Annotated in this window: 19 protein-coding genes and 5 pseudogenes; 10 read left to right on the forward strand and 14 right to left on the reverse strand. The window is 60.4% G+C overall.

Features of this window, described 5'->3' with window-relative positions:
- Nucleotides 1-362: 362 nt before the first annotated feature.
- Both ACR9YP_RS11950 and ACR9YP_RS11955 read left to right on the forward strand, forming a co-directional pair.
- On the forward strand, nt 363-1,790 hold the full coding sequence (locus ACR9YP_RS11950; RefSeq protein ID WP_474219875.1) for a benzaldehyde dehydrogenase: 1,428 nt from the start codon (nt 363-365) through the stop codon (nt 1,788-1,790).
- Nucleotides 1,791-1,870: 80 nt separating this feature from the next.
- Nucleotides 1,871-2,971 (forward strand): NAD(P)-dependent alcohol dehydrogenase, encoded by a 1,101-nt coding sequence (locus ACR9YP_RS11955; RefSeq protein WP_474219877.1) that lies wholly within the window; start codon nt 1,871-1,873, stop codon nt 2,969-2,971.
- 562 nt (nt 2,972-3,533) lie between these two features.
- Here the strand turns inward: ACR9YP_RS11955 and ACR9YP_RS11960 are convergent.
- The 11 genes and pseudogenes from ACR9YP_RS11960 to ACR9YP_RS12010 all read right to left on the reverse strand — a co-directional run bounded on the left by ACR9YP_RS11960 (nt 3,534) and on the right by ACR9YP_RS12010 (nt 13,957).
- Nucleotides 3,534-5,237 (reverse strand): carbon-nitrogen hydrolase family protein, encoded by a 1,704-nt coding sequence (locus ACR9YP_RS11960; RefSeq protein ID WP_474219879.1) that lies wholly within the window; start codon nt 5,235-5,237, stop codon nt 3,534-3,536.
- Between the two features lie 804 nt (nt 5,238-6,041).
- Entirely contained in the window at nt 6,042-7,106 is a 1,065-nt protein-coding gene (locus ACR9YP_RS11965) for a GlxA family transcriptional regulator (protein WP_474219881.1), read from the reverse strand.
- A 307-nt stretch (nt 7,107-7,413) separates the two neighbouring features.
- A complete protein-coding gene (locus ACR9YP_RS11970; protein WP_474219883.1) occupies nt 7,414-7,929 on the reverse strand; it encodes a GlxA family transcriptional regulator in 516 nt (171 codons plus the stop codon).
- Between the two features lie 181 nt (nt 7,930-8,110).
- On the reverse strand, nt 8,111-8,350 hold the full coding sequence (locus tag ACR9YP_RS11975) for a hypothetical protein (protein WP_474218827.1): 240 nt from the start codon (nt 8,348-8,350) through the stop codon (nt 8,111-8,113).
- Entirely contained in the window at nt 8,347-9,540 is a 1,194-nt protein-coding gene (locus ACR9YP_RS11980) for an IS91 family transposase (protein ID WP_474218828.1), read from the reverse strand. Before ACR9YP_RS11980 ends, ACR9YP_RS11975 begins: the two co-directional genes overlap by 4 nt.
- Before the next feature lie 9 nt (nt 9,541-9,549).
- On the reverse strand, nt 9,550-10,410 hold the full coding sequence (locus ACR9YP_RS11985) for a tyrosine-type recombinase/integrase (RefSeq protein WP_249757261.1): 861 nt from the start codon (nt 10,408-10,410) through the stop codon (nt 9,550-9,552).
- A 106-nt stretch (nt 10,411-10,516) separates the two neighbouring features.
- Nucleotides 10,517-10,942: pseudogene (locus ACR9YP_RS11990) on the reverse strand (DJ-1/PfpI family protein); the annotation flags it as partial.
- Nucleotides 10,943-11,144: 202 nt separating this feature from the next.
- Nucleotides 11,145-11,459, reverse strand: coding sequence for a nitrile hydratase accessory protein (locus ACR9YP_RS11995; RefSeq protein WP_474219885.1), 315 nt, complete (start codon nt 11,457-11,459; stop codon nt 11,145-11,147).
- Nucleotides 11,460-11,464: 5 nt separating this feature from the next.
- Nucleotides 11,465-12,085, reverse strand: a complete 621-nt coding sequence (gene nthA, locus ACR9YP_RS12000) for a nitrile hydratase subunit alpha (RefSeq protein WP_474219887.1) — start codon at nt 12,083-12,085, stop codon at nt 11,465-11,467.
- Nucleotides 12,086-12,094: 9 nt separating this feature from the next.
- Nucleotides 12,095-12,817 (reverse strand): nitrile hydratase subunit beta, encoded by a 723-nt coding sequence (gene nthB / locus ACR9YP_RS12005; RefSeq protein WP_474219888.1) that lies wholly within the window; start codon nt 12,815-12,817, stop codon nt 12,095-12,097.
- 141 nt (nt 12,818-12,958) lie between these two features.
- Nucleotides 12,959-13,957 (reverse strand): CobW family GTP-binding protein, encoded by a 999-nt coding sequence (locus ACR9YP_RS12010; protein WP_474219890.1) that lies wholly within the window; start codon nt 13,955-13,957, stop codon nt 12,959-12,961.
- Nucleotides 13,958-14,157: 200 nt separating this feature from the next.
- Here ACR9YP_RS12010 and ACR9YP_RS12015 point away from each other — a divergent pair, with 200 nt between their 5' ends.
- A complete protein-coding gene (locus ACR9YP_RS12015; protein WP_474219892.1) occupies nt 14,158-15,840 on the forward strand; it encodes a methyl-accepting chemotaxis protein in 1,683 nt (560 codons plus the stop codon).
- A 211-nt stretch (nt 15,841-16,051) separates the two neighbouring features.
- On the forward strand, nt 16,052-16,408 hold the full coding sequence (locus ACR9YP_RS12020; protein ID WP_438101855.1) for a hypothetical protein: 357 nt from the start codon (nt 16,052-16,054) through the stop codon (nt 16,406-16,408).
- 41 nt (nt 16,409-16,449) lie between these two features.
- On the opposite strand, the gene ACR9YP_RS12025 is transcribed toward ACR9YP_RS12020, so the two are convergent.
- Nucleotides 16,450-17,799 (reverse strand): sigma-54 interaction domain-containing protein, encoded by a 1,350-nt coding sequence (locus ACR9YP_RS12025; protein ID WP_474219894.1) that lies wholly within the window; start codon nt 17,797-17,799, stop codon nt 16,450-16,452.
- Nucleotides 17,800-18,023: 224 nt separating this feature from the next.
- On the opposite strand from ACR9YP_RS12025, the gene ACR9YP_RS12030 reads away from it, so the two are divergent.
- The 3 genes and pseudogenes from ACR9YP_RS12030 to ACR9YP_RS12040 all read left to right on the forward strand — a co-directional run.
- Nucleotides 18,024-18,860 (forward strand): alpha/beta fold hydrolase, encoded by an 837-nt coding sequence (locus ACR9YP_RS12030; protein WP_474219896.1) that lies wholly within the window; start codon nt 18,024-18,026, stop codon nt 18,858-18,860.
- 14 nt (nt 18,861-18,874) lie between these two features.
- Entirely contained in the window at nt 18,875-20,497 is a 1,623-nt protein-coding gene (locus tag ACR9YP_RS12035) for an MFS transporter (RefSeq protein WP_474219898.1), read from the forward strand.
- A 246-nt stretch (nt 20,498-20,743) separates the two neighbouring features.
- Nucleotides 20,744-21,139 (forward strand): annotated as a pseudogene (locus tag ACR9YP_RS12040) (acetyl-coenzyme A synthetase N-terminal domain-containing protein); the annotation flags it as partial.
- A gap of 214 nt (nt 21,140-21,353) precedes the next feature.
- On the opposite strand, the pseudogene ACR9YP_RS12045 reads toward ACR9YP_RS12040, so the two are convergent.
- Nucleotides 21,354-22,534 (reverse strand): annotated as a pseudogene (locus ACR9YP_RS12045) (type II toxin-antitoxin system HipA family toxin).
- Between the two features lie 437 nt (nt 22,535-22,971).
- Here ACR9YP_RS12045 and ACR9YP_RS12050 point away from each other — a divergent pair.
- From ACR9YP_RS12050 to tnpC, 3 genes and pseudogenes are all read left to right on the forward strand, one after another.
- Nucleotides 22,972-23,208: pseudogene (locus ACR9YP_RS12050) on the forward strand (transposase); the annotation flags it as partial.
- A 219-nt stretch (nt 23,209-23,427) separates the two neighbouring features.
- Entirely contained in the window at nt 23,428-23,778 is a 351-nt protein-coding gene (gene tnpB / locus ACR9YP_RS12055; RefSeq protein WP_249757165.1) for an IS66 family insertion sequence element accessory protein TnpB, read from the forward strand.
- A gap of 99 nt (nt 23,779-23,877) precedes the next feature.
- Nucleotides 23,878-25,462: pseudogene (gene tnpC / locus ACR9YP_RS12060) on the forward strand (IS66 family transposase).
- Here the strand turns inward: tnpC and ACR9YP_RS12065 are convergent.
- Nucleotides 25,463-25,900, reverse strand: coding sequence for a hypothetical protein (locus tag ACR9YP_RS12065; protein WP_474219900.1), 438 nt, complete (start codon nt 25,898-25,900; stop codon nt 25,463-25,465).
- Between the last annotated feature and the right edge of the window lie 64 nt (nt 25,901-25,964).

Below are 25,964 nucleotides of genomic sequence, written 5' to 3' on the forward strand. Positions count from 1 at the left end.
CTCTTCTGGAGAGAGCTTCATTATTTCAGGAAAATCAAGCCATGGTAGTCCCACCCGATCGAGCACCCCGACATTGCCGTGTTTCGCATAAGCAATTGTTCTGACACAGAAATTATAGAAATCGCGATGCCGTCCTACCCGGCTGGCATCAGCTGGCATCGGCCTTGCTAATTGCTGAGCCATTCGCGGGAGGAAGCGAGCAAGAAGGCCAATCGAAGGTCTTGACCCTGGGTGCGGCGAGCGCCGATGACCGCGCGGCGTGCACCAAACTGTCTTGCGCCTCTTTCTCCCCGGCACGGCAAGCCGCGGTCGCAACGACCGCAATATCAATCAATCCGCACCAGCGGAGGGAGGACCTTTCGATGAACATGCAAACTCGCGATTTCATTGCCGCCGGCGGTGTGATGGAGATCAGCGACCCTGCGACGCGCGCTGTGCTCGGTTCGGTCGGTCTCGCCGATCCCAAGGACATCGCCAGGGCCGCACAGGAGGCGCGTCAGGCGCAGCCGGCGTGGGCCGCGAGGCTGCCGCAGGAGCGCGCGGCAATCCTCAACAAGGCTGCCGACTTGCTCGAGCAGAACGGCGAAGAGCTGATCGGCTGGATCATGCGCGAGAGCGGCTCGATCCAACCCAAGGCTGCGATCGAGATCGAGCACGGCGCGGGCTTCGTACGCCACGCGGCGGCGATCGCGATCGAGCCAAACGGCATCATGTTGCCGTCGATGGAGCTGGGGCGGTCGAACACCGCGAAGCGCGTGCCTCATGGCGTTGTCGGGGTGATCTCGCCGTTCAACTTCCCGTTGGTGCTTTCCATCCGTGCGATCGCTGCGGCGCTTGCGGTAGGCAACGCCGTCGTGCACAAGCCAGATCCCCGTACCGCGGTGTCCGGCGGCATCATCATCGCCCGCATCTTCGAGGACGCGGGCCTGCCCAAAGGTGTGCTGCAGGTCGCGCCGGGCGGCGCTGCCGCGGGCGAGTCCATGTGCAGCGATCCAAACATCGCGATGATCTCCTTCACCGGGTCGGCGGAAGGCGGCAGCAAGGTCGGCGAGGTCGCCGGCCGCCATCTCAAGAAGGTCCAGCTCGAACTCGGCGGCAAGAATTCGTTGATCGTGCTCGACGATGCCGATGTCGACGTTGCGGCTTCCAACGCTGCCTGGGGTGCGTTCCTGCATCAGGGGCAGATCTGCATGTCGACTGGCCTCGTGCTCGCGCACGCGGGCATCGCTGACGCGCTGGCGATGAAGGTCGCCGACAAGGCGCGACATCTGCCGGCTGGCGATCCGTCCTCCCAGCAGGTTGCGCTCGGACCCATTATCAGCGACGCGCAGGTGGCGAAGATCCAAGCGATCGTCGACGACGCGGTGGCAAAGGGCGCGCGGCTACTTGCCGGCGGTCGCCACGACGATCGCTACTACCAGGCAACGGTGCTGGCCGGCGTGAGGCCCGGCATGCGCGCATTCGAGGAGGAGATCTTCGGTCCCGTCGCGTGCATCGTCAGTTTCGCCACGGACGATGAAGCGATCGAGCTTGCCAACCGCTCTGAGTATGGCCTCGCCGCCGGCGTAATTTCAGGTTCGATTGCACGAGCACGCGCCGTGGGCGATCGCCTCGCCGTAGGCCAGCTCCACATTAACGATCAGACTGTCAATGGCGGTCCGTTCGCGCCGTTCGGCGGGCGTGGCCGTTCCGGCAATGGCAGCTGCATCGGCGGTCCGGCAATCTGGGAAGAGTTCACACAATGGGTTTGGACCTCGGAAAAGCCGCAGGCGACGCCGTATCCGTTCTGATCCGCTTCGCGCATCGCACTGCTTCCGGCGTCCGCGCGCCGGAATCCATCCGCCGGCAACATTTGACCTCTGGAGACCAGATGAAGATCCGTGCCGCCGTCGCCCGCGAAAAGGGCGCGCCGCTGAACCTTGAAACCATCGACCTTGAAGCCCCGCGCCCTGACGAGATTCTCGTCAAGGTGAAGGCTACTGGTGTCTGCCATACCGACCTCGTCGTTCGCGACGGCATGCTGCCGACGCCGTTTCCGGTCGTGCTCGGCCACGAAGGCGCCGGCGTCGTCGAAGCGGTTGGTGCCGCCATCGCCAAGGTGAAACCCGGAGATCACGTGGTGATGACCTTCAATTCCTGCGGCGGGTGTTCGAGCTGCCAGGACCGCGCGGCCAGCTACTGCCATGAATTCTTCCCGCGCAACTTCTTCGCCGCGCGCGCGGACGGGACAAGCGCGCTGTCGGCGGACGGCGCGCGGATCAATGGCAACTTCTTCGGTCAGTCGTCGTTCGCGACCCATGCGATTTGCCACGAGGTCAATGTGGTGAAGGTCGCATCCGAGGTGCCGCTCGAGCTGCTCGGGCCGCTTGCCTGTGGCGTGCAGACCGGCGCCGGCGCAGTCTTTAACGCGCTGAAGGTCTCCGCAGGAAAATCCTTCGGGGTGTTCGGATCGGGCTCGGTCGGGCTCTCCGCGCTGATGGCAGCGCACGTCGTCGGCGCCACCAGGATCATTGCGATCGATACCAATCCAGCAAGGCTCGAAATCGCGAAATCTTTGGGCGCGACGCATGTGATCGATCCGCGTCAGACCAATGCGATTGAGGAGATCATGCGGATCACCGGCACCGGACTGAACTTCGCGCTCGATACCACGGGCCTGCCGGCGGTGATCCGCAACGCCGTGGAGAGCCTCGGCCCGCGCGGTGCCTGCGGCATTCTCGGCGCGTCCGGTCCGGACGCGGAGATTGTGCTGAACGAGACGCATTTCATGAGCGCCGGCCGCCGGCTGATCGGTATCGTCGAGGGCGATTCCAATCCCGACGTCTTCATTCCGATGCTGATCGATCTCCACCGGAACGGCCGCTTCCCGTTTGACAAGCTCGTGAAGTTCTACTCGCTCGATGAGATCAACACTGCGATCCAGGATTCCGAGACCGGCGCCGTGATCAAGCCGATCGTGCGGATGAACTGAGCTCAGGTTATTCGTAGCGACAAGGGGCCGGCCGGCAGCTCGTGCGCTTTCACGAAGAGATGGCAACGACTGATCTACCGGCATCTCGCATAGCATCGAAAGGGAAAACATGTCCAAGCGAGCAACTCTCAGCGATTTTGCACATGAGCGCGCAATTCCCGCCCCCGCCCAATGGCAGCCCGGCGGACATGCGCGCTTGGTTCGAAGGATCAATGTGCAGGCGCCGATTCCGGACGGTACCAGTATCGAGCGGGTAGCGTCGGGGCCGGTCGGCGGTGACCTGATCCGCGACCCCCGCGTCTGACGCCAAGCGTCTCATCATCTATATCTATTTTCACGGCGGCGGTTTCCTCTTCTCGTCCCACTCGCACCGCGTCGTCGCCGCCAATCTCGCGCTTCTAAGCATTTCGTGAGGAAGTGCTGGCGGCCGGCAAGCTGACAATCGAGAGGAAACGCTCTCCGTTCGATTGAATGGTCGATGGTGAGTGGCCCGCCACTGGCTGAAAGTTGCGACAGTGGCAGCGTGGCCCGTTGTTCCGCCGCCATCCTGCGCTGCGCTCGCCTATTCCGCGGTGATGTTCTTAACGCCATGTGGCTCGACGAGCGCGCTGTAGGTCGAGGGTTGACGGTTGGCGAACATATCGACGTTCGCCATCATATGCTTCTGACGTGCATTGGCGATCTCGATGACCTCCACGACTACTTTGTGCATGTCGGGATAGCACGGAACCGCGACATCAACGTCCCACACCGGAAACTGGGCGGGCAACGCCACCATGCTGCCGCCGCCGAATGGCGCGTCGACACGGTTGGCGAGAATGACAGCGCATCGGTTGTCCACTGCGCGTGGCACGGCCAGCAAGGTCCGCTCCTTGCGATCTTGCAAGCGAGATGGCCACAGGATCACGTCGGCCCCGTTGGTTCCGAGGCAACGGGCCGATTCGGGAAACATCCCGTCATATCCCATCATGATGCCGATGCGCCCGAACGGCGTTTCGATGACGGGGTAGTCTGAACCAGCTGTCGCCCACGCACGTTCATCCGCAAAGAGATGGACTTTTCGGTAAGACATCAGCACGTTGCCGTCTGGTCCGATCAGGAAGGACGTCGAGAAGAGCTTTCCATCCTGCTCTTCGACGTTCGGCATGAGGATTGCGCATTTCTCTGACTTGCAGAGCTCGCCAAACCTCTTCAGAAGCTTGGCATTTATGGAGGCTAGCCGCGTAGCTTCGGTGGCGTCGATCCTCCAGTTCGGCGACGCGAAATATTCCGGCAGCACCATGAGTTGCACACCGAACCTTGCCGCATGCCCGACTTGCTCCATTACGCAATCGAGGGTCGTGAGCTGAGATTCCGAAACATGGCTCTGAATTGCAGCCATGTTGAACGTCATTTCGCCCGGAACGATTGGCCGGTTGCTGACTTCCGCAACTTTCGTGTCGGTGTAGGCAGCCGTCAGAACCTTATAAGTGTCGGGCCGCCGGTCGGCGAACTTGTCCGCACCGAGGCTCATGGCTTTGTTGTCCGCGAGCGCCGGGTCGATATCGCCAATGGCCATGCCGTGTGTGTCCCAGGCGACCTTGGCGCGCAGATTGCCGCTGGGGTCGACTATCATGCTTCCGCCCGGATAGTAGATCGATCGCTCCTGTCCTGCCTTCGTAGCGGCACATATCCAGACGCCATTCTCGAAAGCGCGGGCAGGACGCCACATGTCCGCCTGATCGATCAGAAAGAAGTTGGCCATATCGATAATGACCTGCGCTCCACTTAAAGCCGTGCAGCGCGGAATTTCAGGGATGCGGCCATCGAAGCAGATCATGAGCCCGACGCGCCCGAGCTCGGTCTCGACGACCGGGAAACCGCGCTCGCCAACCGCGAACCAGTTCTGGTCGTGCGTCGTCAGGAATTGCTTGCGATAGTGAACAACAAGCTCTCCTTTTCTGTCGAGCAGAATTCCAGTATTGAAGACCCTTTCTGCTTTCGGATCCCATTCCGTCATGCCGGTGGCGACAAACATATCGTTTTCGCGCGCGAGCTTCGCAAGGCTGCGGACAAAACGCCCGTTGACTGTGTCCGCGATCCTTCGAGCGTGGGAGATTGAATCGTAAAGATATCCGGCGTTCATGCACTCCGGAAACACGATGAGACGTACACCCTGAAAGGCAGCCTGTTTCACATAGTGCTCGCAGATTTTAAGATTCGCCTCCACATTTCCGACCTCGGCGAGCGTCTGCACCGCGGCAGCGCGATATAAATAGGATTTCATGGGATGCTCCGTTAGCCGCGATGGCGACTGTATGAGATGGCGGTAGCGATTGTCTGAGCAACGCCGCTGCTCCTCAAAGCAGTGTGCGTGCCGATACGCCCCGTGTCCCTTCATTTTGGAGCTGAAGGTGACGACGACCGGATCGGTGTCGATCCGGTCTTTTGAGGACACGTCGGGAGGCGGGAGCGACTACGTCCAGATCTCCGGCGCTGCACGATCTCGGCTTCGCGACAATCGACAACTTCGCCAGAAAGTGGTCCAATGAGAGTCTAAGTACGGGTATTATCAAACACATATCTATCGACCAGCAGCTCGACAAAGCCCTCGTTCATGCGTCGTGGATCATCGCAACATCTTCTGTGTCCTGCCGTTTGACATCAAAGAAGGTGGCAACAACCATGCCATTTGGCTGGATTGGGAAATTGGCGCATTTGGAGTAGATCTCCTGTGCACAGCTCAGTGGCGCCGCGTTGTAAGCTCGACAATCCAGCGCATCAACAGACGCGCGTGTCAGATTGATTACCTAATGTTTTGGATTCGAACGCGATCTGATAATTGTGTAGCTGCTCTCCGACGGCGTGGTACGACCGGTGCGATGACCAGGTCAAATTGCGCACTAGGTGTGGTCTTTCAGGAGGTTGTCCATCTGGTCTGAACCGAGAAAGCTGAGGCTGCGAAGCTTCAGTTTTCCAGGGAGGGACCAGATGAACGCCCACAAGAATGCGCCTTTGAAACGCCCCAGACCTCAGATGGCTCACCATCGTTGCTGCACCGTGTCTTCCATGCTCCATAGGGCTACCTGGATCAGTCGGCTTCCAGCAAATTCGTGTATTCGGCGCGGGGCATTGGACGTTCAACGTTATGTCTGTATTCCGCCGGCGGCGTCTGGAAGGCCCGAACGAATGCGCGGCGCATGTTTGCCGAGTTGCCGAATCCGATCCGATGGGAAATTTGCTGGATAGACAGTGGGGTTGTCTCCAGAAGGATACGGGCGGCTTCGACCCTGATGCTTTCGACGAAACGGGCTGGAGTCGTCATCATTTCGTCCATGAACGCACGACTGAAGTTGCGAGGGCTCATCGCGGCGCGCTTGGCGAGCGCATCAATCGAAAGATCTGCGTCAAGATTCGTCAGCGCCCAATCCATGACGTGACTGATTTGGTTATTTCGGATCGATTGCGCCTTGAGAAATTCACTGATCTGCGGCTGATTGCCCGGCCGGCGTAGGAAGATGACGAGCATCCGGGCAACGTCGAGAGATGTCGGCCGTCCACAGTCGTTCTCGATGAGATAGAGGCAGAGGTCGATGCCGGCCATTCCGCCGACCGCGGTGTAATAAGAGCCGTCACGAACGAAAAGCCGGTCTGACTCGACGTGAACTTTCGGAAACATCGCCGAGAACTGGCTGGTGTAGTCGCGATGCGTTGCCGCGCGTCGCCGGTCGAGTAAACCAGCGGACGCGACGACGAACGTTCCTGTGCAAATCGCGCAAATCCGGCGCGCCGATAGTGCGCTTCGGACAAGCCAATCGATGAGCGGCTGGTTGTCTTCAGCTAGCTGAAGTTCGTGACTGCCGGCGACCAGGATCGTATCGTAGGACGTGTCGAGCTTGGGTCCGATGACCTTGTCGGAAAGCATGCGTACGCCGGAAGAGCCCACGATGGGGCCCGATGTCGCGGCAATCAGATCTACCTTGTAGGAAATCGGCGTCGTCGATGATCGGCTGGCTTCGTTGAACGCGTCGATCGGCCCCATGAAGTCGATCGCGTTGGCGCCGTTGACGACGACAATTCCCACACGAATGATCTGTTCGGGTACCCCGTGATCATCTGTGAAAGGCCCGAGGGCTGGAGGTCCGAAGTGCGTCATCGACCCTGTCGCGGATAGTCGGTGATCGAGGCGTGTCGCGGACAAACGCCGTCGCCCACAGCTCGGCCTCGGCCGGATTGCGGGCTCATCAGCTCTCGACCAGGCAAGTTGCTAGGTTACAAATGTAATGGAATTTGCCGTGCGCGAACGGCCAAACTCACGTCGACATCGGCCATCGGTGCGCGAAAGCGCGCCCCCTGCTGCACAATATCATGTGAGCTCGTAAGAATCCGGTGGGCAAGTCTCATCGCCACCGCCGCGGCTTACCGCGGCGGCTTCTGTCGACCAGCGGAAAGGCATCTGTTGGCTAAGGCCGGCTGCCGGCGGCATGAGGTGCGGCGGTGTGGCGCGTGCCGGCCCAGGCGCTGCGAAATCTCTGACGATACTCGCCGGGGCCAATGCCCAAGTTGCGGATGAACGCCCGCCTCATACCGTCGGCATTGCCAAAGCCACATCGAATCGCGACTTGCTGCAACGACTTTGTGCTATCTTCGAGAAGCAAGCGCGCCGCGTCCAGCCTTGCCGCGTCCACGAATTCGGTGGGCGTCATGTTCATCTCCTGGCGGAATACGCGCGTAAAATTCCGGACGCTCATTCCGGCCTGTTCGGCCAGATTATCGACTGAAAGCGGGGCGGTGAGATTGTCGAGAACGTATTGCTGGACTTGCTGAATCTTGCTCTTGCCCGACATTTGCGCTGCGAGATGGGCGCTGAACTGCGACTGGCCACCGGGGCGCTTCAGGAACATGACCATGTAGCGCGCGACGATCAGCGCCAGCTCGCGTCCGTAGTCTTCCTCGACGAGGGCGAGCGCAAGGTCCATTCCGGCCGTGACACCGGCTGTCGTGCAAAGATTGCCGTCCCTGATGAATATCTGATCGGAATACTGGAGGGTTCAAATAGGTCCCGCGTCGCAGATCTCGCCGCAAGTCCAGCGCGGGACCTATTTGAAGCTGGATTGAACGAAGCCGCGTCTTGTGAGCGAGGACCTATGGGGGCTCGATCTAGGCGCCGGTAGGCGCGATTGACCCGATGTCGGGCCCGCGAGCGAGTGTGGCCGCAGATTGCCGCTGATGTTGGCAGCAGAGGATGCCGGCGTCGATAGCGTCGAACGGCGCGTCAAGCCCAAGCGGCTGACTATCGCCCGTTCGCCGCGCGTTCTGAGCGTGCTTGATCGTTCCGACGGAGAACGTCGGCATGGCGATGCCTGCAGTGGGAGCGAACAAGTCGAGGTAGTCGGTCATGATGTATCGCAGCGAGGTGCTGCGCGTCGCGGCGTTTGCGCACGCGGCACAGGCCCAATCTCGACCATGCGGCCTCCGCAGATGGGGCACAAGTCGAGGCGGTGACCAATGAGGATGGCGCAGCGCTCACGATAGTCGACAGCTTCGGCAGGCGGAGGTGGTTGCGGCGCCTTTAGCGCCGCTCGGATGCGCGCGAGTTTGGCGACGCGGCAGGCGTTCGCCAGGAAGCCAAAATGACGGATGCGGCGAAACCCCTTCGGCAATACGTGGAGCAGAAAGCGACGGATGAACTCGTCAGTCTCGAGCGTCATCACTTTGGATTTGTTGCCGGCGCGATAATCCTTCCACCGGAAGCGGACGTGGCCCTGCTCACAGGTGATGAGCCGGCCGTTGGCGATCGCAACGCGATGGGTGTAGCGCCCGAGATACGCCAGAACCTGTTCTGGTCCGCCGAAGGGACGCTTGGCGTAGACGACCCACTTGACCTTGCGGAGGGCGTTTAGATGGCGGGCGAATGCAGCCGCTTCACTCAGGTGGTCGAGGTGGCCGAAGAACTGGAGCTTGGTGCTATCGAACGCCGCCTGGAGGCGCTCCAGGAATAGCCGACGATACAATCGTGACAGGACGCGAACGGGAAGGAAGAAGCCGGAGCGGCAGCCAACCCAGCTTCCATCAGGGGCAATCCCGCCGCCCGGCACGAGGCAATGGGCATGCGGATGATGCGTCAGGGTCTGCCCCCAGGTGTGGAGAATGGCGATCATCCCAGTCTCGGCACCGAGATGCTTCGGGTCGGCGCTGATGAGACGGATCGTCTCGGCCGCCGTCTTGAGCAGGATGTCGTAGACCACCGCCTTGTTCTGCAGCGCGATAGCGGCTACTGGCGCCGGCACGGTGAAGACAACATGGAAATAGGGGACCGGCAGCAGATCGGCTTGGCGATCGGCGAGCCATTGGGCGCGCGCGAGGCCTTGGCACTTTGGACAGTGCCGATCGCGACAGCTGTTGTACGCGACGCGAACCAGGCCGCAGTCGTCGCACCGCTCGACATGGCCGCCGAGCGTCGCTGTGCGGCACGCCTCGATGGCTGCCATCACACGGCGCTGGTCGGATGTGAGCCGAGAGCCCTGCGCGGTACGGAACGCAGCGCCGTGGCGGCGGAAGATGTCCGCCACCTCAAGCACGGGGCGCATATGCGCGGCTTAGTGGGGTGGGATCACCGTGATGGAGAGCCCATCGAATGGGCTGGTCGTGCGAGCGAGCAGATTGGTCGCAACCTGCGCGTAGCGGGCGGTCGATCCGAGGTCGGCATGTCCGAGCAAGACCTGAATGATGCGGATGTCGATCCCGCTTTCCAGGAGATGAGTCGCAAAGGAGTGCCGGAGCGTGTGGACAGTGATCGGCTTGGCAATCCGAGCGCGTCGGCGGGCGGCGCGGCAGGCCGCCTGGACGCAGCGGACGCTGACATGTTCGCTTGGGTCTTGGCCTGGAAATAGCCACAGCCCCGGCCGTGTTCGCGTCCAGTACGCACGCAGAATATCCAGCAGCCGAGGAGAAAGCATCGCGTAACGATCTCTGCCGCCCTTGCCGTTCTCGATGTGGATCAACATTCGCTTGCTGTCGATCGAGCTCACCTTCAGGCGTACGACCTCGCTAACCCGTAAGCCAGCCGCATAAGCCGTCGCCAGCACGACGCGGTTGCGCACCCCTGTAACCGCGTCCAGAAAGCGCTCGATCTCTTCGGCACTAAGCACGAGGGGGAGCTTGTCGGGCTTCTGGCCGCCGATGATCCGCTCGAATGCCTCCGTCTGCCCGAGTGTGATGCCGTAGAAGAACCGCAGCGCGCAGGCCACCTGATTGATGTGGGACCACGAACGCTTTTGGCCGATGAGGTGCAGTTGGTAGGCACGGACCTGCTCGAAACTCAACCGGTCCGGGGCGTCGCCGAAATGGCGGCTAAACTTTGCGATCGCATAGATATAGGATTGCTGAGTCGACGGCGACAGATTGCGGACCGTCATGTCCTCGATCATACGCTGCCGAAGAGGGCTCATCGTAGCCATCTGGGTCTCCTGTCTTGAGAGGGGTGGTGCGAAGACCAACATCCTCTCAGACAGGACACCTCAGTACAGCAGGCTTGCCTCCACTCCCGCGTAGCGGGTTCGTTCAATCCACGTCGACGTTGGGATATTCATTTCGCAAGCGCGTCGCGCATTCCCAATGCGTCGTCACGCGCTTTCCTTCGAGCAGGCCTGCCGCCGCGAGCAGGAAGACGCCGGTGCAGACAGAGCCGAGACGCCGCACAGTGCCGGCCCTGCGCCGTAGCCATTGAACCATGGCGGGGTCGACCGCCGCAAATGACGGGTCGCCGCCGACGAGGAGCGTGTCGATCGGCTCGTCGGGATCGAAGATATGGCGATCGGCCACGAACCGCAGTCCGCCCGTTCCGCGCACCGGATCAGGCGACCCGGCGATCACCTGCACCGTGTAGGCGTTCGGATCTCCCAGCCGTCTGGCCGCCTCCCAGAACACCTCGGCCGGGCCGACGATATCGAGAGATTGAACCCCTGGCGGTGCAAGCAAGGCGATGCGCATCAACAATCCTCAATCGAGATCAATTGTTATGCAACATTCATTCCCGTTGTTCGCCGCGAATGCGTCAGTTTCGGCCAAACTTGCGCGATATTCGGACAACCATGCAGCTATTGAGACTTGAGGCGTTCGGCACTTATAGCATATGGGGGAGTAAGCGCCGAACTTGCGCGTCGCCATTTGCATTGCGACAGGTGCCCCCTTATCAGGACGCCGCAGCGCCTTGGCTGCCGAGTCCGGACCTTTCGACCATCGTCTCGAGCACCGTAAGCCAGATCTCGTAATAGTCCCAGCTCGGATCGGACTTGTCGTGGGTGGCCTCCCACGCGGCGATCGTGGCTATCAGCTCCGAACGGAAGTCGTCCCATTCGAACACCCCCTGCTTGGAGAGGGCCAACGCCATGCCAAAAGCCTGACGCTGCCACAGCGCGCCGAAGCAGAGGCTTCCGTTGTCCTTGGGCGGCATGTCGGATTGCCCCAACATGCTGCCCAACGCGAAGTGCTCGAAATTCGTCTGCATGGACGTCAAGTTCCGGGCGGCTTGACGATGGCAACTCCCATCATCGATTCCGGCGTGACCAGCGCTGCCAGTTGCTCTTCGCTGAAGCCGTCCGTGCCCGCCGGCCGCTCGGGAACCACGAACCAGCGAATCTGGGCGCTGCTGTCCCAGGTTTTGATTTCTTTGCTCGGGTCGATATCAACGCCGAACTCGCTTAGCACCTTGCGTGGCTCTCGCGCCGCGCGCGCGCGGAAGGATGGGTCCTTGTACCAATAGGGAGGTAGCCCAAGGATCGGCCAAGGGTAGCACGAACAAAGCGTGCAGATGATGAGATTGTGCACCTCGGGCGTGTTGATCGCCGCTTTCATGTGCTCGCCTTCAGCTCCAGCGCCCTTCGTCACGAAGTTCATTGTCTCGACAGCGGCCATGGTGTCGTCGGCGAGAAGCCTCTTGAAGTCGGGATCGACCCACGCTTTGGCAACGAGCTTGGCCCCATTGAACGGCCCCATCTCGGTGGCGAAGATCGCCATGATCTTGTCGACGGTTTCGCTGGTGATGACGCCTTTCTCGATGAGTAGGGCCTCCAGCGCGCGTGCGCGCGCCGCGTTCACCGCTTCACGGTCCTTCGAATGCTCGAATCGTTCCATCTCGGTTCCTCAGGATGCGGTCGTCGGCTCGAGATACGCCTCGAACAAGTCAGCGTAGAAAGTAAAGTTCGCCTCGGTATTGCCCGGCCAAAGATCCTCGGGATCGAACTTGACGCAATACACCGTCATTGCCTGTCCGATTCCGTCGGGTCCGGTGTCGCAAAGGTAGGTGTAAGCGTCGGGGTAGACACTATCGACGATGCCGACTTTGTTTCGGAGATGACCGGGCAAGCGGGTATGTTCGACCGATTTCGGATCGGCGACCTTGACCGTGTCTCCAGCGGCGAAACGGGGCGAAGCTGTGCGCTCGCGTTTCGGATCGTCTCCGATCAGCAGATACTTCCGCACGCGAGCATCGACCTTGGCGTCACCACCCTCAGGCATCGCGGGAGACGATGACAGGAAGGCTTTGGTGCGTGCGTCGAGCTCTGCCTCAGTGATGTACCCATTGGCGACGAAGTATCCGCAGATACCGCCGAGCCACTTTTCATAGTAGCGGAACTTGAAGTAGTCGAACGGGTTCATCGACTCCGCGCCTTTGCGCAGGTCTGCCCATGTCCACACGGTATTGAACGTACTCGGCGTCGCTTCGAGGTCGAGTTGCGGGCTCAGCGCCATCATCGCCGTGTGGATCCCGAAGATGCGCTCCTCCCAGCCCTCGACGAAGACGCGCGTTTCGAGCGAGATCGGATCGAGGCCTTCCAGGCCTCCCAGATAGTGTTGTAGTTTCATGCTGAGAACCGGTTTTCGCTGAAAGTGTGCATGCGGCCACCTATGGGCGGCATGTACGACGACGGATTCTTTGAACACGAAGCTGGCGACGCCTCCGGTCGGCATGGAAGCGCGCCGGACAAGACGGATTGCTGATCAGTTTTAGGCAACGAGACTTGCGTCCTTCTCGGTCAGTTCGGCGATCTCGTCGCGAATTTGAGCCGCATCGAGACCTCTTCCAATAAAGACGATCGCGCTGACGCGAGGATCGTTGGCGGCCCATGCGCGACCTGGCCGTCCGTCGAGCGTCATGTGGACGCCGTGAAATACCCAACGGCGCGCTTCGCTTGCGAGCGACAGAATGCCTTTACACCGCAGAAGGTCTTCGCCGTTCTTTTGGACGAAAGCGTTGAGCCAGCGAAAAAAACGAGGTCCATCCAGGGGCCGATCCTCGCGGACTTCTACGCTGATCACGGATTGATCGTGCTCGTGCTCGAGGTCGGAGAGCAGTCGCGGCTCGATGGCCAAACAGTTCTTCAGATCGAAAGCCCTGACGTCGATGATCGAGCTGACGTTCACCCGGCCTTCGATCGGGGCCACCACGCGAACCATCGGATTGATGGACCGGATGACCGCTTCCGTCTTGGCGAAGACGCCTTCTTCAGCCAGATCCAGCTTGCTGATGACCGCGATGTCGGCAAAGGCGATCTGCTCGGCCGCGACGTTCTCGCCAGAGCTCTGGTCGGCAAGCCAGCGATCGATGTGGGTGGCGTCCACCACCGTCACGACCGCATCAAGCGTGGTCGCGGCCGACAGGGCCTCGTCAACAATGAAGCTCTGAATGATGGGGGCGGGGTCGGCCAAGCCCGTGGTCTCGATGAGGATCCGGCGTATGGGCTTTGGCCCGGATAGAAGCCTGGTGATCGTCGTAACCAGATCCGTGCGGACCGTGCAGCAGATGCAGCCATTGTTGATTTGGAGGATTTCCTCGTCGACCCCGACGACCAACTCGGCATCGATGCTGATGGCCCCGAATTCATTGACGATGACGGCGGAGTCGGCCATCAGCCCGCTTTGGAGGAGCTGATTTAGCAACGTGGTCTTGCCCGATCCCAGAAAGCCGGTCAGCACTGTGACCGGAATTTTTTGCGACGTCGTCATCGGCCCTGCGCTTCTTTGCACGACTACTCCGTCGGGCAGGCTAGTTTTGCGATGCGGGACACCGCAACTTCCGTGAGCGTGCAAATCCTGCCAAACAGCGTCAATATCGTGCACTGGCTACGCCAAGGGCTCGACATTTAAGCGTCTGGTAAGAGCACGAGCGCAAGGCTGTCGATCATATTTTTGGTCGTGAGAGCCCCATGTTCTTTCGTGGTTTGAGAGCCAAGTTCCTTGTCGTTATCGCTGTCGCGCTCGCGGGCATGATCGCTCTGGTGCCGATCGCGCTCTACAACATCCGCAGCCAGATGATGACGGATCGACAAGCCAAGATCCAGCAGATGGTCGATGTCGGGCACGGCATCCTGGCGCACTATTACAAGCTCGAAACTGACGGAAAGCTTGCCCGCGAGCAGGCTCAGGCGGCGGCGCTCGCTGAGATCAAGGGGCTGCGCTACGACAAGGTCGAGTTCTTCTGGATCAATGACATGGTCCCGCACATGATCATGAGCCCGGCCAAGCCGGAGCTCGATGGCAAGCCGGTCGGAGATTTCAAGGATCCTGCCGGCAACTACCTGTTTCGGGGCTTTGTCGACATCGTACAGAAACAGGGGAGTGGCTTCTACGGGTATCTCTGGCCGAAGATGGGCTCCGATCAGCCGGTCTCCAAATTATCTTATGTCAAAGGATTCGCGCCCTGGGGCTGGATCATCGGAACAGGTATTTATGTCGATGATATTGACGTGATCTTTCGACAGACTGCCTGGACGTTTGCGTGGATTTGCCTTGGTGTCGTCGTTCTGGTGCTCGCCATTTCCTTGGCCATCAGTCGTAGCGTAACGCGGTCGCTTATCACAGTCACCTCTCTTACCGAGAAGCTCGCTTCGGGCGAGGACGATTTCGAAGTGCCCTACACGACCCGTCGCGACGAGGTCGGGAGTCTTGCCCGCGCTCTGCGTGTCTTCAAAGAAAACGCGGCGGCCGTCCGTAAAATGCATGGCGAACAGCAGGAACTCAAGCAAATGGCTGATGAAGACAAGCGTAGGACGATGCTCGAACTTGCCGGCAAGTTCCAGGCAAGCGTTGAAACCGTCGTGCGGGAGGTTTTCGACGAAGCGAGCGAAATGCAAAAGGCTGCCGAGAGCATGTCGGTGAGCGCCGATCATGCCAATGGACGGGCAAACTCAGTTGCCGAGGCGTGTCACGAGGCTTCCGAGAACGTGCAAATGGTCGCCTCGGCCGCCAGCCAATTGTCCGCCTCGATCAACGAGATCAGCCATCGTGTAACACAGGCGGCTCAGGTTGCCGACAAGGCAGCCAACGACGGGCAGCGTGCGAATGCGACCGTTCAGGGGCTCGCTACGGCGGCCTCCAAGATCGGTGAGGTCGTTGGACTCATCAATCAGGTTGCCGCGCAAACCAACCTGCTTGCGTTGAACGCCACGATCGAGGCGGCGCGTGCGGGAGAGGCCGGAAGAGGCTTTGCGGTCGTCGCCGCCGAAGTGAAATCGCTCGCGACACAGACCGCCAAGGCGACCGAGGAGATCGGCACGCAGATTTCGTCGATCCAGGCCGAAACGGCCTCTGTAGTCGGCAATATTCAAGGCATCCTGACGACCATAACCGAGGTCAACGAGATATCGTCGTCGATTGCTTCGGCGGTCGAGGAGCAGGGCCTCGCAACGCAAGCGATCGCGCAAAGCGTGCGAGATGCTGCTTCCGGCACGAACCGGGTTTCGCAGAACATCTCTGAGGTCAACACCGCTACGTCTGAAACCGGACAGGTGGCGGCCACGGTTCTTGGGTCGAGTGCACGCTTGGCTAGTAAGCTGCGGTTGCTGCAGGACGAAGTTACCAGTTTTGTTACGAGTGTCAGAGCCGCATAGGGGGCATAAAGCAGCGCTGCGGCAATGGTAATGTTCCGAAGTCGAGCTGCCGGCGATCACGAAGAAGACCCGTCGGACTGCTTCATTCGTAGCTCCGACCCAGCGACGACGCACGGCGTTCACACGAAGGCATCGTCGATCCGCCTGATGAAGTAATGGCTCAATGACGGCGGTGGTGCGTCAATCGAGGTCACCGGCATGAGGATTGCCAATGGATCACAGTTCAGAGTCCGTTTCGTTGCGGGTGCCGGCGGCTTTCGACAGCGCACTTTCGCTGGACGACTTTCGGACCCATTTTGGATCCGCGATCGTCGAATTGCTGCTAACGATAGAGCGTGCAGTACAGCTCATTACCGCGACTTGCAAGGAGATGCCCGAGACAACCGAAAAACAGGGCCTTGCCGATCAGCGTCGTGAGCTTGTTCGTCAGGCGATACATTTACGGTGGCTACTTGGCAAGGCAGGGCTGACCGCGCGCCGGCCGATGCAGATAATTGTCGCCGGTGAGCTGACGGTGGATGCCTTGGCTTCCCGCAGGCGTTCGCCTTCAGTTGGAGGCCAAGTTTAGGCTTGGGAAAGGAGGGATTGCGGACGGATCAACTCGCGCGGCTACAGTGCCTGCTCTTTCATGAGCCGATAGAGATGTCCGCGGCTGATGCCCAATAGCTCGGCCGCGCGGCGCTTGCTGCCGCCAGATTGCTCCAGGGCAGCTCGAATCTCGATGGCCGTCTGCGATTGGATGCGCTGCTTGAGCGGTTGCGGCGCAGGGTCTGATTTTTGCTCTCGGCCTGGACTTGCCGTGAATGTCGTCAGGCGACCGGTGACCATGAATCGCGTGAGCACATTCTCCAGTTCGCGGACGTTGCCCGGCCATTTATGTGCAGCGAGTGAATTGATTTCTTTCCGGCTCAGGTCTCTTGGTACCGCGTCCAAGCGCTCTGCGATCCGCCTCAGAAGTTCTCGGGTGAGAAATTCGATGTCATCGCGATCGCGAAGGGCAGGTACGTCGATCGGCAGCACGCCGAGGCGGTAGTAGAGGTCTTGTCTGAAACGGCCTGCGCGAGCCAGTTCTGGAAGCGATTGGTTGGTCGCGCAAACCACCCGGGCCTTGACGGCGATTGGCGTCGTTCCGCCGACGCGCACTATTTCGTTCGTCTGGAGAACGCGCAGCAGGCTGCCCTGCAGGTGCAGCGGCATATCTCCAATTTCGTCCAGAAATAGAGTGCCGCCGGAAGCCAGCTCGAATTTCCCGAGCTTTCCACGACTCCGCGCTCCGGTGAACGCGCCGCCTTCATAACCGAACAACTCAGCTTCTATCAGTTCGCCTGGAATCGAAGCGCAATTGATCCAAACGAAGGGCCCCTCGGATCTGCTTGAACTCGCGTGGATGGCGTGGGCGGCCAATTCCTTGCCGGAACCGGTTTCACCCGAGATCAACACGGGGAGGTCGTGTCCAGCGATCACCTCAAGCGAATTGCGGTAAGTATCCATGAGCTCGCCTTGGCCTACGATGTCGCTCATGCCGAACCGCGACCGCCAAGGCTTGTTGCCCTGGGGCATCTCGAGTTCTGCTTGCGTGGCGCGTCGGAAAGTTCTCTTCAGAGCTCCGAGATCCGAGAACAGGGCCAGGCCGACCGCGCCGATGATCTGGCCATCCTGGAGCACGGGAACCTGCCGCGTGATGAGCTGGTGGCCGCGTACCTTCAGCGGATAACCAATATGGCTTCCTTCCCCACGGGCGACGAGATGAAGCTTGGTCTGTGGCCCCACTACGTCGGTGATGTGCCGCCCGACGAAGTCGTCCGCCGCGCCCCCGAGGAGTCTGCAATACGGCTGGTTGATCAGGACAATCGTGCCGGAGGTATCAACCGCGACGAGGCAGTCTGAGACATGATCGAGAACAAGCCTCAGGAAGCCTGCCTCTTCCAACGATCCGGCAATCCACTGCGAAAGGACCATGGAGCAGTTCCGTCTCTTTAGAGTGTCACTGTGATGCGACAGGTGTGTCACGTAATTGATACACTAGGCCCGCCCTCCATTGGCGTCAAACCACGATGGTCATTCACGGCCATCAAAATTTGGATCGCTCTGCCATGGGGTTAGGCGGCATCGTGCCGCAAGAAGCCGAAATGGCACGGCGCTTGCGAACCTCTCGCTGGGAAACCAATCTCGGGAGGAGCGGAATGACACCCATCAGAACCATCACAATCGGAGACACCGTCGTGCAGGTGTCGGGAGAGGGAATCCCGCTGGTGTTCGTGCACGGCTTCACGACTACAGCGGAGTTCTGGCGCGAGCAGGTCGAGGCGTTCTCGCCCCGTCACCAGATGCTCCGCATCAATCTACCCGGTCATGGCCGTTCGCCACGTCCCGAAGACCGAAGCTATACGATCGATGCCTTCGTCGAAGACGTGCTCCGAGTGTATCGCGCATTGGCGATCGACTCGGCGGTTCTCGTTGGGCTTTCGATGGGCGGCACCGTGGCCCAGAACTTCGCGCTGTCCTACCCCGAGCGTGTAAAGGCGCTTGTGCTGGTCGGAGCCACACCGCACGGCTTGGGGGCCGACGTCAACGTCGATAACGTCCTCAAAGCCATCGATGATCTGGGCGTGGTCGCAGCAAGCCAGAAGGTCATCGAACGATCCTTCGGTTCTGCTGCGAGTCCCGCACTCATCGACTTTGCCAAAAACGAAGTGGCGCAGACGCCAGCCTTCGTGGCACGTCAGGCGATCGCCTCGCTTAATGCGTCGGATAGCCGCGCAAGGCTTAGTGAGATCCGCGTGCCGACGTTGGTCGTCGTCGGCGAAGAGGACATCATCACTCCTCCAAGCGAGTCGGAAATGCTGGCGAGCAACATTCCCAACAGCACGCTTTTTTACGTGCCATCGGCGGGGCATTTTCCAATGCTCGAGCGACCGGACACCTTCAATCGCTTGTTGAAGGATTTCGTGGCACGGCACGGCTTGCTACCGCCACGTCTGGCGCAAGAAGTGACGTCTCATTTGCAGCAAAACGTTTGATGCCGGAGGACAAGATGTCAGTTCACGCCCTGGAATCACAAGCGGGCCTCGCTTCCCAACATCTGGATCGCGACACCAAGCGCATCATCTTCGCGGCTGCCCTCGGCACCGTGTTCGAATGGTATGACTTCTTCATCTACGGCTCGTTGGCCGCGTTCTTCAGTACGCTCTTTTTCCCAAAGGGAAATGAAACAGCGGCATTGCTCGCTGCGCTGGCGACTTTCGGGGCGGGTTTCGTCCTTCGCCCGTTTGGTGCGGTCGTCTTCGGGCGGCTCGGTGATCTCGTCGGGCGCAAGAAGACGTTTCTCGTGACCATGCTGGTTATGGGTCTCGCTACTGCGGCGGTAGGGCTACTGCCGACCTTCGAAACGTTTGGCTGGTGGGCTCCGACCATCCTGGTCGGCTTGCGTCTGCTGCAAGGTCTTGCTGTCGGCGGCGAGTTCGGTGGCGCCGTGACGTATGTTGCTGAGCATTCCGATGCGGACCGTAGAGGTTTCACCACAAGCTGGATCCAGATCACGGCGACGCTTGGCCTGTTCCTCTCGCTAGTCGTGATCCTGTTGTGTCGCTCTTCGATGTCGGCGGAGAGCTTCGCGAGCTGGGGCTGGCGCATACCGTTCATCGGATCGATCGCCCTTCTAGTCCTTTCGCTGTATATCCGTCTCAAGCTGCACGAGTCGCCGGTGTTTCAGCAGATGAAGGCCGAGGGCAAAGGCTCAAAGAACCCGATTGTCGATACGTTCGGTGACCGCCGCAATCTGCGTCTGGTGCTTGTCGCGATCTTCGGCGTCGTGGCTGGTCAGGCCGTGATTTGGTACACCGGGCATTTCTACAGCCTCTATTTCATGACGACAGTTCTGAAGATGAGCCTCGAACAGGCGAACTTTTATCTGCTCGTCGCCCTGGCTCTTGGCACGCCGTTCTTCCTGTTGTTCGGCTGGCTATCCGACAAGATAGGGCGCAAGCCCATCGTCGTTGCGGGATGCGCCTTGTCGGCGTTGTTGATCAACCCTCTCTTCCAGGGGCTGGCAACCTACGGCAATCCCGCGCTCGCGGAATTCCGCGCGAAAACGGCCGTGGTGATACACGCAAACGACTGTACCGAAGATCAATCATTGTTCAGTCAGCTCTTCAGTCCCCAAGCGACGAAAGAATGCACCCGCGTAAAGTCGTTCCTGACCGCGCGCGCCGTTCCTTACGTCGTGAAGGCCGATGCGGCATCTCTCACCGTCCAGATCGGCGATGAAGCGGCCGTGCCCTTCGACGAGGCCAAGGTCCTCAAGGTGCTCACCGAGAAGGGGCTACCGGCATTGAAGGCACCGGCGGAGCCTAATGGTCCCCTGGTCATCGGAGTGCTATTTGCCCTCGTGTTCCTGGCGACGATGGTTTATGGCCCGCTCGGAGCTCTTCTGGTCGAACTGTTCCCGGTCCGCATAAGATACAGCGGCGTCTCCGTGGCGCTGCAGCTCGGTAACGGCTGGATCGGTGGATTTGCACCATTCGTCGCGACCGCGGTCGTCATCGCAACCGGCAATATTTTCGGTGGGCTTTGGTACACCATCGCGTTCGCAGCTTCGACCGCGATCATCGGGGCTCTACTGCTGCCCGAAACCCGCGGTCGAGATATCAGTACTTGATCGTGGACGTTGGGAATCGGCGAAATCGTCATGTTGCGCTCGCCGACTTTCAACTGATTGTTCACGTTCGGCATCGGACGACGAGCAAAATGTAAGCAATCCGCTGGCAGACCGGCTAGTCTGCTTAACCTCCCTAGACTTGGATGGGCCGCTGCTGATTTACGGCAGCGGCCCTTTTTTCGTCCCCGGATTACTAAAAAAACGTAGTCGCACCTCCGAGATGTGCACGTATATAACGAACGGAGGATGTTCGATGAGCGCAGAGAAGAGAGTGGCCGCCGAGACAAGGCATATCCGGTATCGGCCGAGTGGGCAAAGCGCGCCTGGTTCGACCAGGCCAAGTACAAGGACATGTACGCGCCCTCGATCTCGGACCCGAACGGTTTTTGGGTGGAGCAGGCCAGGCACATCGACTGGATGAAGGCGCCGACGAAAATCGAGAACGTCTCGTACGCGCCCGGGAACATCTCCATCAAATGGTTCGAGGACGGCGTCCTCAACGTCGCCGGGAACTGCATCTACCGGCATCTGGCCAAGCGCGCCAATCAGACCGCGATCATCTGGGAAGGCGACGATCCCTCGCAGTCCAAGCACATCACCTACAAGGAGCTGCACGACGAGGTCAACGCGTGTTCGCTGGCATTGGCGAATGTAGTCGCCATCCACCAATTGGGCGAGCAGATGCTGCTGCTAAAAATATCAATAGCGCAGGGTAGCCGCATCCCCCACAGCGCGCCATTCTGCTCGAATGTCTGCCTGCTGCGAAGGGCAGCGGCTGGCCATTCCCAAGTTTGCGACTGCCTTGAGAGATTGGTCGCTGGCCCTGCAGCTGATGCAAGTGATCGTGATCCGCTTGCTATGATACTTTCAGTGAATGCAAGCGCTGCATAACGGCAGCTTTCACGGAAGTATGAATCGCCTCGGGAAATCCGTTTGGCAACTCACCCTCGGTTTTGCCGAGAGCAGCTTCAGCAGTAGCAGCTACCATTTCGATCGACTCCTGCACCAGCTTTTTCGGTACGCCCGCCGCTTCGCCCGTCTGGAGGAAATGCCGGCCCTGCACTTCGGCAATTCTGTAGTGGTTGTTTGTCCCGACCGGCATTGCGAGCTTCATCTGCTTGCGCTGGATTTGGCCCGTATCCAGGCTGGGCTGTGCCGTGAGCACGTCGTAGAGCGGCGTCAGCTGATAGCGGCCGCCGGGCGCAAGGAAGATGCTGAAGTTCTTCGCATGGCCGTCGGTTGCGCCAATCAGCCAGAAGAAAATTTGCGCTCTGAGCAGCGTCGCCTGATCGTCGGCAGGCGTGTCACTACCTTTGAGCAGATCAAGAATCTTCACCATTCCTGGGCCGCCATCGCTCTGGTCTTTGCGCGTCGGCGGGACCGACAGGGCTTGACAGCAATCTTCCTGCGGCAGGCGGAGCAGACGGCCATCCTTTGTCCATCTTCGGTCAAAGCGCTCGATCACCAGCGCCGTCGTCTTTCCGAAGGTTGCGATGTGCGCTCTGTTCACGGGCAGGCCGAAGCTAGCTTAAGGCAGTAATATTCATTCTCGACGCTGTTCGAAACATCGGTGCCGTTCGGCAGCTCCCCGATCTGCGTCTTGAAAATATGGGTTGTCGGCGTGGTGCCATGCGGTTTGACCCAGTTGCCGTTATGCTTCAGCAACGCCGTCTTCTCCTGCGCCCCTGCCACGGAAATCCGAAAATCGTCATCACGCGTAAGCCCGAGCGGAGCCTGGGCAAGCCCTTTGAGGAGCTTTTCGATCGCTTCGTCGTCGATGACGTCGCCGGCGATAGTGTGACCATCGCCATGGCGATCATCATCATCGTCGTCGACGAACTGTAAGGCGCCGACGCAATCCCTTCCGATGGCCGCGAGCAGGCTGTAGGCGTCAGTTCCGGCGGCGCCGACCTTTTGCGCCACCCGGCGACGTAGCGAATCAGAGTCGGGCAGGAGGTTATCAAAGACAGCGGTGACGGTTTCTCCGCGAAATGCATCCTCGCGCAGCGGTAGCGAGAGCGAGACGGGCAGGGCAATGTTCCCATCCGAGCCAGGCTACCTCGTATCGGAATTCAATAGCGCCGCTTGCCGCCTTGCTGAGGCGGCCGACGAGGCGGTTGTTAAGAAGCACGCGCAAGGGCGCATGACGGAGACGGCGCGCCATCAGAATATACCCTCAATGTCCGCTGGACTGGTCTTGCCGCGGGTCACGATCCGGAATTCAAGATCGAGCGTGGCGGTCGGGGCGGCAAGTTCGCTCGCAATACCCACTGCATCGTATTCATCTTGATGGGGTAAGTTGCCTGAAGCAGGACTAGGGGCAGGCAAGCTGAACAAAGCCGAGGAAGTTCTCGGGGGGACATTACATTCCCAGCGGACGAGGATACAGCGTGAGCGTCATCCCGGGACCACGGGCTGAGGGCTGATCTGGTGGGTTAGGAAGATCTCGTGGAATGGTTAGTCACGAGGTCTGCATGTCAAAGGATAGTCGTAAGGATAGCGATAAGGATAGGCATACACCTATCCTCGAAGACGGCGCCGACACGCTGCAGCGTGTCGAGATCATCACCGGGACCGGCCGGCGCCGACGCTGGTCGACCAATGCGAAGGGGGCGATTATCGCGGAGAGTTTTGCGCCGGGTGCAAGCGTGTCCGCGGTGGCGCGGCGACATGACATCAGCCCAAGCCTGTTGTTTCTGTGGCGTCGTCAAACGACGCGGGCGAAGGTCGCGGAGCGTGGGGCTGGAGACGTGCCACCTGGCTTGTGCCGGTCGCGATCACCGGCTGCGGGAGCAAATTACGGTCGTGTGAGGAGCAGGCGGCAATCGAGATCGAGGTCGGCGCGGTTCGCATCCGTGTCAGGGGGACGGTCGACCGGCGGGCGCTGTGCGAGGTGCTGGCGGCAGTCGGGACGGTTTGACGGTTTGCCGATGATCGGGCTGCGACCCGGATTGTCGATCTGGATCGCGACGCAGCCGGTCGATTTCCGTCGCGGCATGGACTCACTGGCGATGCTGGTGAGCGAGGCGTTTGGAGCCGATCCGTTCGACGGCGGACTTTATATCTTCCGCTCCAAGCGCCGAGATCGCGTGAAGATCCTGACCTGGGACGGAAGCGGCCTTGTCCTTTACTACAAGAGAATCGAGGGGCAATTCACCTGGCCGCCGATCAAGGAAGGCGTCATGCCGCTATCTCATGCTCAGCTCTCGGTGCTGCTCGATGGCTCAGACTGGAAGCGTGTGCCAATGCGTGTTGTGGATCAGCCAGCACGAGCTGGTTGATCCTTATCAAGAGTAGTTCGTCATTCATGCAGAGTTGTTGTACGATTACGCTGCATGATTGATTTGCCTTCCGATCCAGCCGTGCTCCGACAAGCCGTGATGAAGCTATCGTCACGGCTTGCGGCGTTGTCGGCGGAATGCGGCACGCTGGCGGCCGAGCGTGATGCGGCGATCGCCCAACGCGACGCTGCGGTTCAGGAGAACGACAAGCTCCTGATGATCCTGTCCCAGTACAAGCACACGATCTTCGGTCCCCGCTCCGAGACACTGGATTCCGGACAGCTGTCTCTCTTCACCATCACGGCGCAGGCGGCTGGTGCCGCCGTCAACGACGACGTGACCGGAGGCAGGCTGCCTGATGGAGCGGAAGGCCGTAGCAAGCGACCGGCGCGACGCAACCGGGGGAAGCTTCCGGAGCATTTGCCGCGCATCGACGTCATGATCGATATCGAGAGCCACATCTGCCCCTGCTGCGGCGAGCCGCTGCACAAGATCGGGGAGACCGTCAAGGAAGCCTTCGACGTCATTCCGATGCAGTACCGGGTCAAGCGCATTGTGCGTCCGCGGTACGGCTGCCGGGGATGCCGCCAGGGTGTGCTGCAGGCACCCGCGCCGGCCCAGGCGATCGACGGCGGGATGGTGACGGAAGCCTTGCTGGCCCACATCGCGGTGATGAAATACGGCTACCAGCTGCCGCTGTATCGGCAGGAACAGATGTTCGCCGCGCAAGGCATCACGCTCGACCGGCAGACGCTGGCCTCGTGGATGGGCCGCGCCGCCTGGTGGCTGAAGCCGCTTCACACGCTGTTGCGCGACACAGTGATGTTCCTACCCGCGGCTGTTTGCCGACGAGACGCCGCTGCCGGTTCTCGATCCCGGCCGTGGCAGGACCAAAGTCTGCCAGTTCTGGGCGATCGCCACCGACGACCGTCCGTGGAGCGGCCTGGCGCCGCCGGCGGTGGTCTACATGTTTGCCGAGGATCGCAAGGCGATCCGCGCCAAGCGGCTGTTCGGGAACTACCACGGCATCCTGCAGGTCGACGGCTATGCCGCCTACAAGGGCCTGATCAAGAACGGCGGCCGTCTGGTGCAGCTGGCGTTCTGCTTCGCGCATGCGCGGCGGAAGTTCTGGGACGTTCACGTCGCGACGAAGTCGCCGATTGCCGCGGAAGCGCTGCAACGGATCGCGATGTTCTACGCCATTGAGGATCGCATCCGCGGTCTGCCGGCGACGCATCGGGCTGTGGTGCGGCGAACCGACACCAGGCCGCTGATCGAGGACTTCAAACCCTGGCTCGAGGCGCGACTGCTGGAAGTCTCGAAGAAGTCCGGTCTGGGCAAAGCCATCCGCTACACCCTCAACCATTGGGACGGCCTGACGCGCTTCATCGATGACGGACGCATTGAAATAGACAACAATACGGTCGAGCGCAGCATCAAGCCGATAGGCCTGGGAAAGAAGAACTATTTGTTCGCCGGCAGTGAAGGCGGTGCCGAGACATGGGCCATTCTCGCGTCGCTTATCAACACGGCAAAGCTGCAAGACATCGACCCGCGGCACTATCTGACCGATGTTCTCGATCGCGTCGTCTCCGGTCGTACAAAGATCAATCAGCTGCACATGCTGTTGCCGTGGAATTGGAAGGCCGAGCGCGATAGTCCGCAGGCAAAGCTCGCCGCCTGATCAGTTCGACGGCAGGGCATCTGGAACTTCCTGCGCATCGCTGGTGTCGTCATAGATCTCTTCGCGGATCACGCGTTGCGTCACCTCGTGCAGATAGACTTGCAGCGCCCTCTCCAGCTCGGTGAACTCCGGTAGCAGAACCTTGTCGACGAAGCCTCGTGAGGCACGGATCATCACCGTGTTGCGTCGCTGGCGGTGATAACGAAACGGCCGCAGCCCGTACCGGCGGCAAAGCGCCAAGAACAGGTGCCGCGACCATTGGTCGGGAAGTGACAATTGCTGCTCGATTGGCGGATCGTGGCGAGCCAGCTCCTCGACCCGAGCACGCACCCGCTGTAGCGCAGCTTCCGCCGCGAGGCGCTCACCGGCAGTTCCCGCACCCGCGAACAACGCCTCGATCTTCCGAAGCTTCTCGCGCAGCTGCAACTCGCTGGTCATTCCGAGGTCCCCCGTCGCCCGCTCTAACCCGCGGTCACCCCATCATCACGCAACGGCAGCGTCA

This window comes from Bradyrhizobium sp. BR14999, from assembly GCF_056106085.1.

Excerpts from the sequence above, each read along its gene's own strand:
- ACR9YP_RS11950 (WP_474219875.1), top strand. The coding sequence starts at position 363 with ATGAACATGCAAACTCGCGATTTCATTGCCGCCGGCGGTGTGATGGAG.
- ACR9YP_RS11955 (WP_474219877.1), top strand. The coding sequence starts at position 1,871 with ATGAAGATCCGTGCCGCCGTCGCCCGCGAAAAGGGCGCGCCGCTGAAC.
- ACR9YP_RS11960 (WP_474219879.1), bottom strand. The coding sequence starts at position 5,237 with ATGAAATCCTATTTATATCGCGCTGCCGCGGTGCAGACGCTCGCCGAG.
- ACR9YP_RS11965 (WP_474219881.1), bottom strand. The coding sequence starts at position 7,106 with ATGACGCACTTCGGACCTCCAGCCCTCGGGCCTTTCACAGATGATCAC.
- ACR9YP_RS11970 (WP_474219883.1), bottom strand. The coding sequence starts at position 7,929 with ATGGACCTTGCGCTCGCCCTCGTCGAGGAAGACTACGGACGCGAGCTG.
- ACR9YP_RS11975 (WP_474218827.1), bottom strand. The coding sequence starts at position 8,350 with ATGACCGACTACCTCGACTTGTTCGCTCCCACTGCAGGCATCGCCATG.
- ACR9YP_RS11980 (WP_474218828.1), bottom strand. The coding sequence starts at position 9,540 with ATGCGCCCCGTGCTTGAGGTGGCGGACATCTTCCGCCGCCACGGCGCT.
- ACR9YP_RS11985 (WP_249757261.1), bottom strand. The coding sequence starts at position 10,410 with ATGGCTACGATGAGCCCTCTTCGGCAGCGTATGATCGAGGACATGACG.
- ACR9YP_RS11995 (WP_474219885.1), bottom strand. The coding sequence starts at position 11,459 with ATGCAGACGAATTTCGAGCACTTCGCGTTGGGCAGCATGTTGGGGCAA.
- nthA (WP_474219887.1), bottom strand. The coding sequence starts at position 12,085 with ATGGAACGATTCGAGCATTCGAAGGACCGTGAAGCGGTGAACGCGGCG.
- nthB (WP_474219888.1), bottom strand. The coding sequence starts at position 12,817 with ATGAAACTACAACACTATCTGGGAGGCCTGGAAGGCCTCGATCCGATC.
- ACR9YP_RS12010 (WP_474219890.1), bottom strand. The coding sequence starts at position 13,957 with ATGACGACGTCGCAAAAAATTCCGGTCACAGTGCTGACCGGCTTTCTG.
- ACR9YP_RS12015 (WP_474219892.1), top strand. The coding sequence starts at position 14,158 with ATGTTCTTTCGTGGTTTGAGAGCCAAGTTCCTTGTCGTTATCGCTGTC.
- ACR9YP_RS12020 (WP_438101855.1), top strand. The coding sequence starts at position 16,052 with ATGGATCACAGTTCAGAGTCCGTTTCGTTGCGGGTGCCGGCGGCTTTC.
- ACR9YP_RS12025 (WP_474219894.1), bottom strand. The coding sequence starts at position 17,799 with ATGGTCCTTTCGCAGTGGATTGCCGGATCGTTGGAAGAGGCAGGCTTC.
- ACR9YP_RS12030 (WP_474219896.1), top strand. The coding sequence starts at position 18,024 with ATGACACCCATCAGAACCATCACAATCGGAGACACCGTCGTGCAGGTG.
- ACR9YP_RS12035 (WP_474219898.1), top strand. The coding sequence starts at position 18,875 with ATGTCAGTTCACGCCCTGGAATCACAAGCGGGCCTCGCTTCCCAACAT.
- tnpB (WP_249757165.1), top strand. The coding sequence starts at position 23,428 with ATGATCGGGCTGCGACCCGGATTGTCGATCTGGATCGCGACGCAGCCG.
- ACR9YP_RS12065 (WP_474219900.1), bottom strand. The coding sequence starts at position 25,900 with ATGACCAGCGAGTTGCAGCTGCGCGAGAAGCTTCGGAAGATCGAGGCG.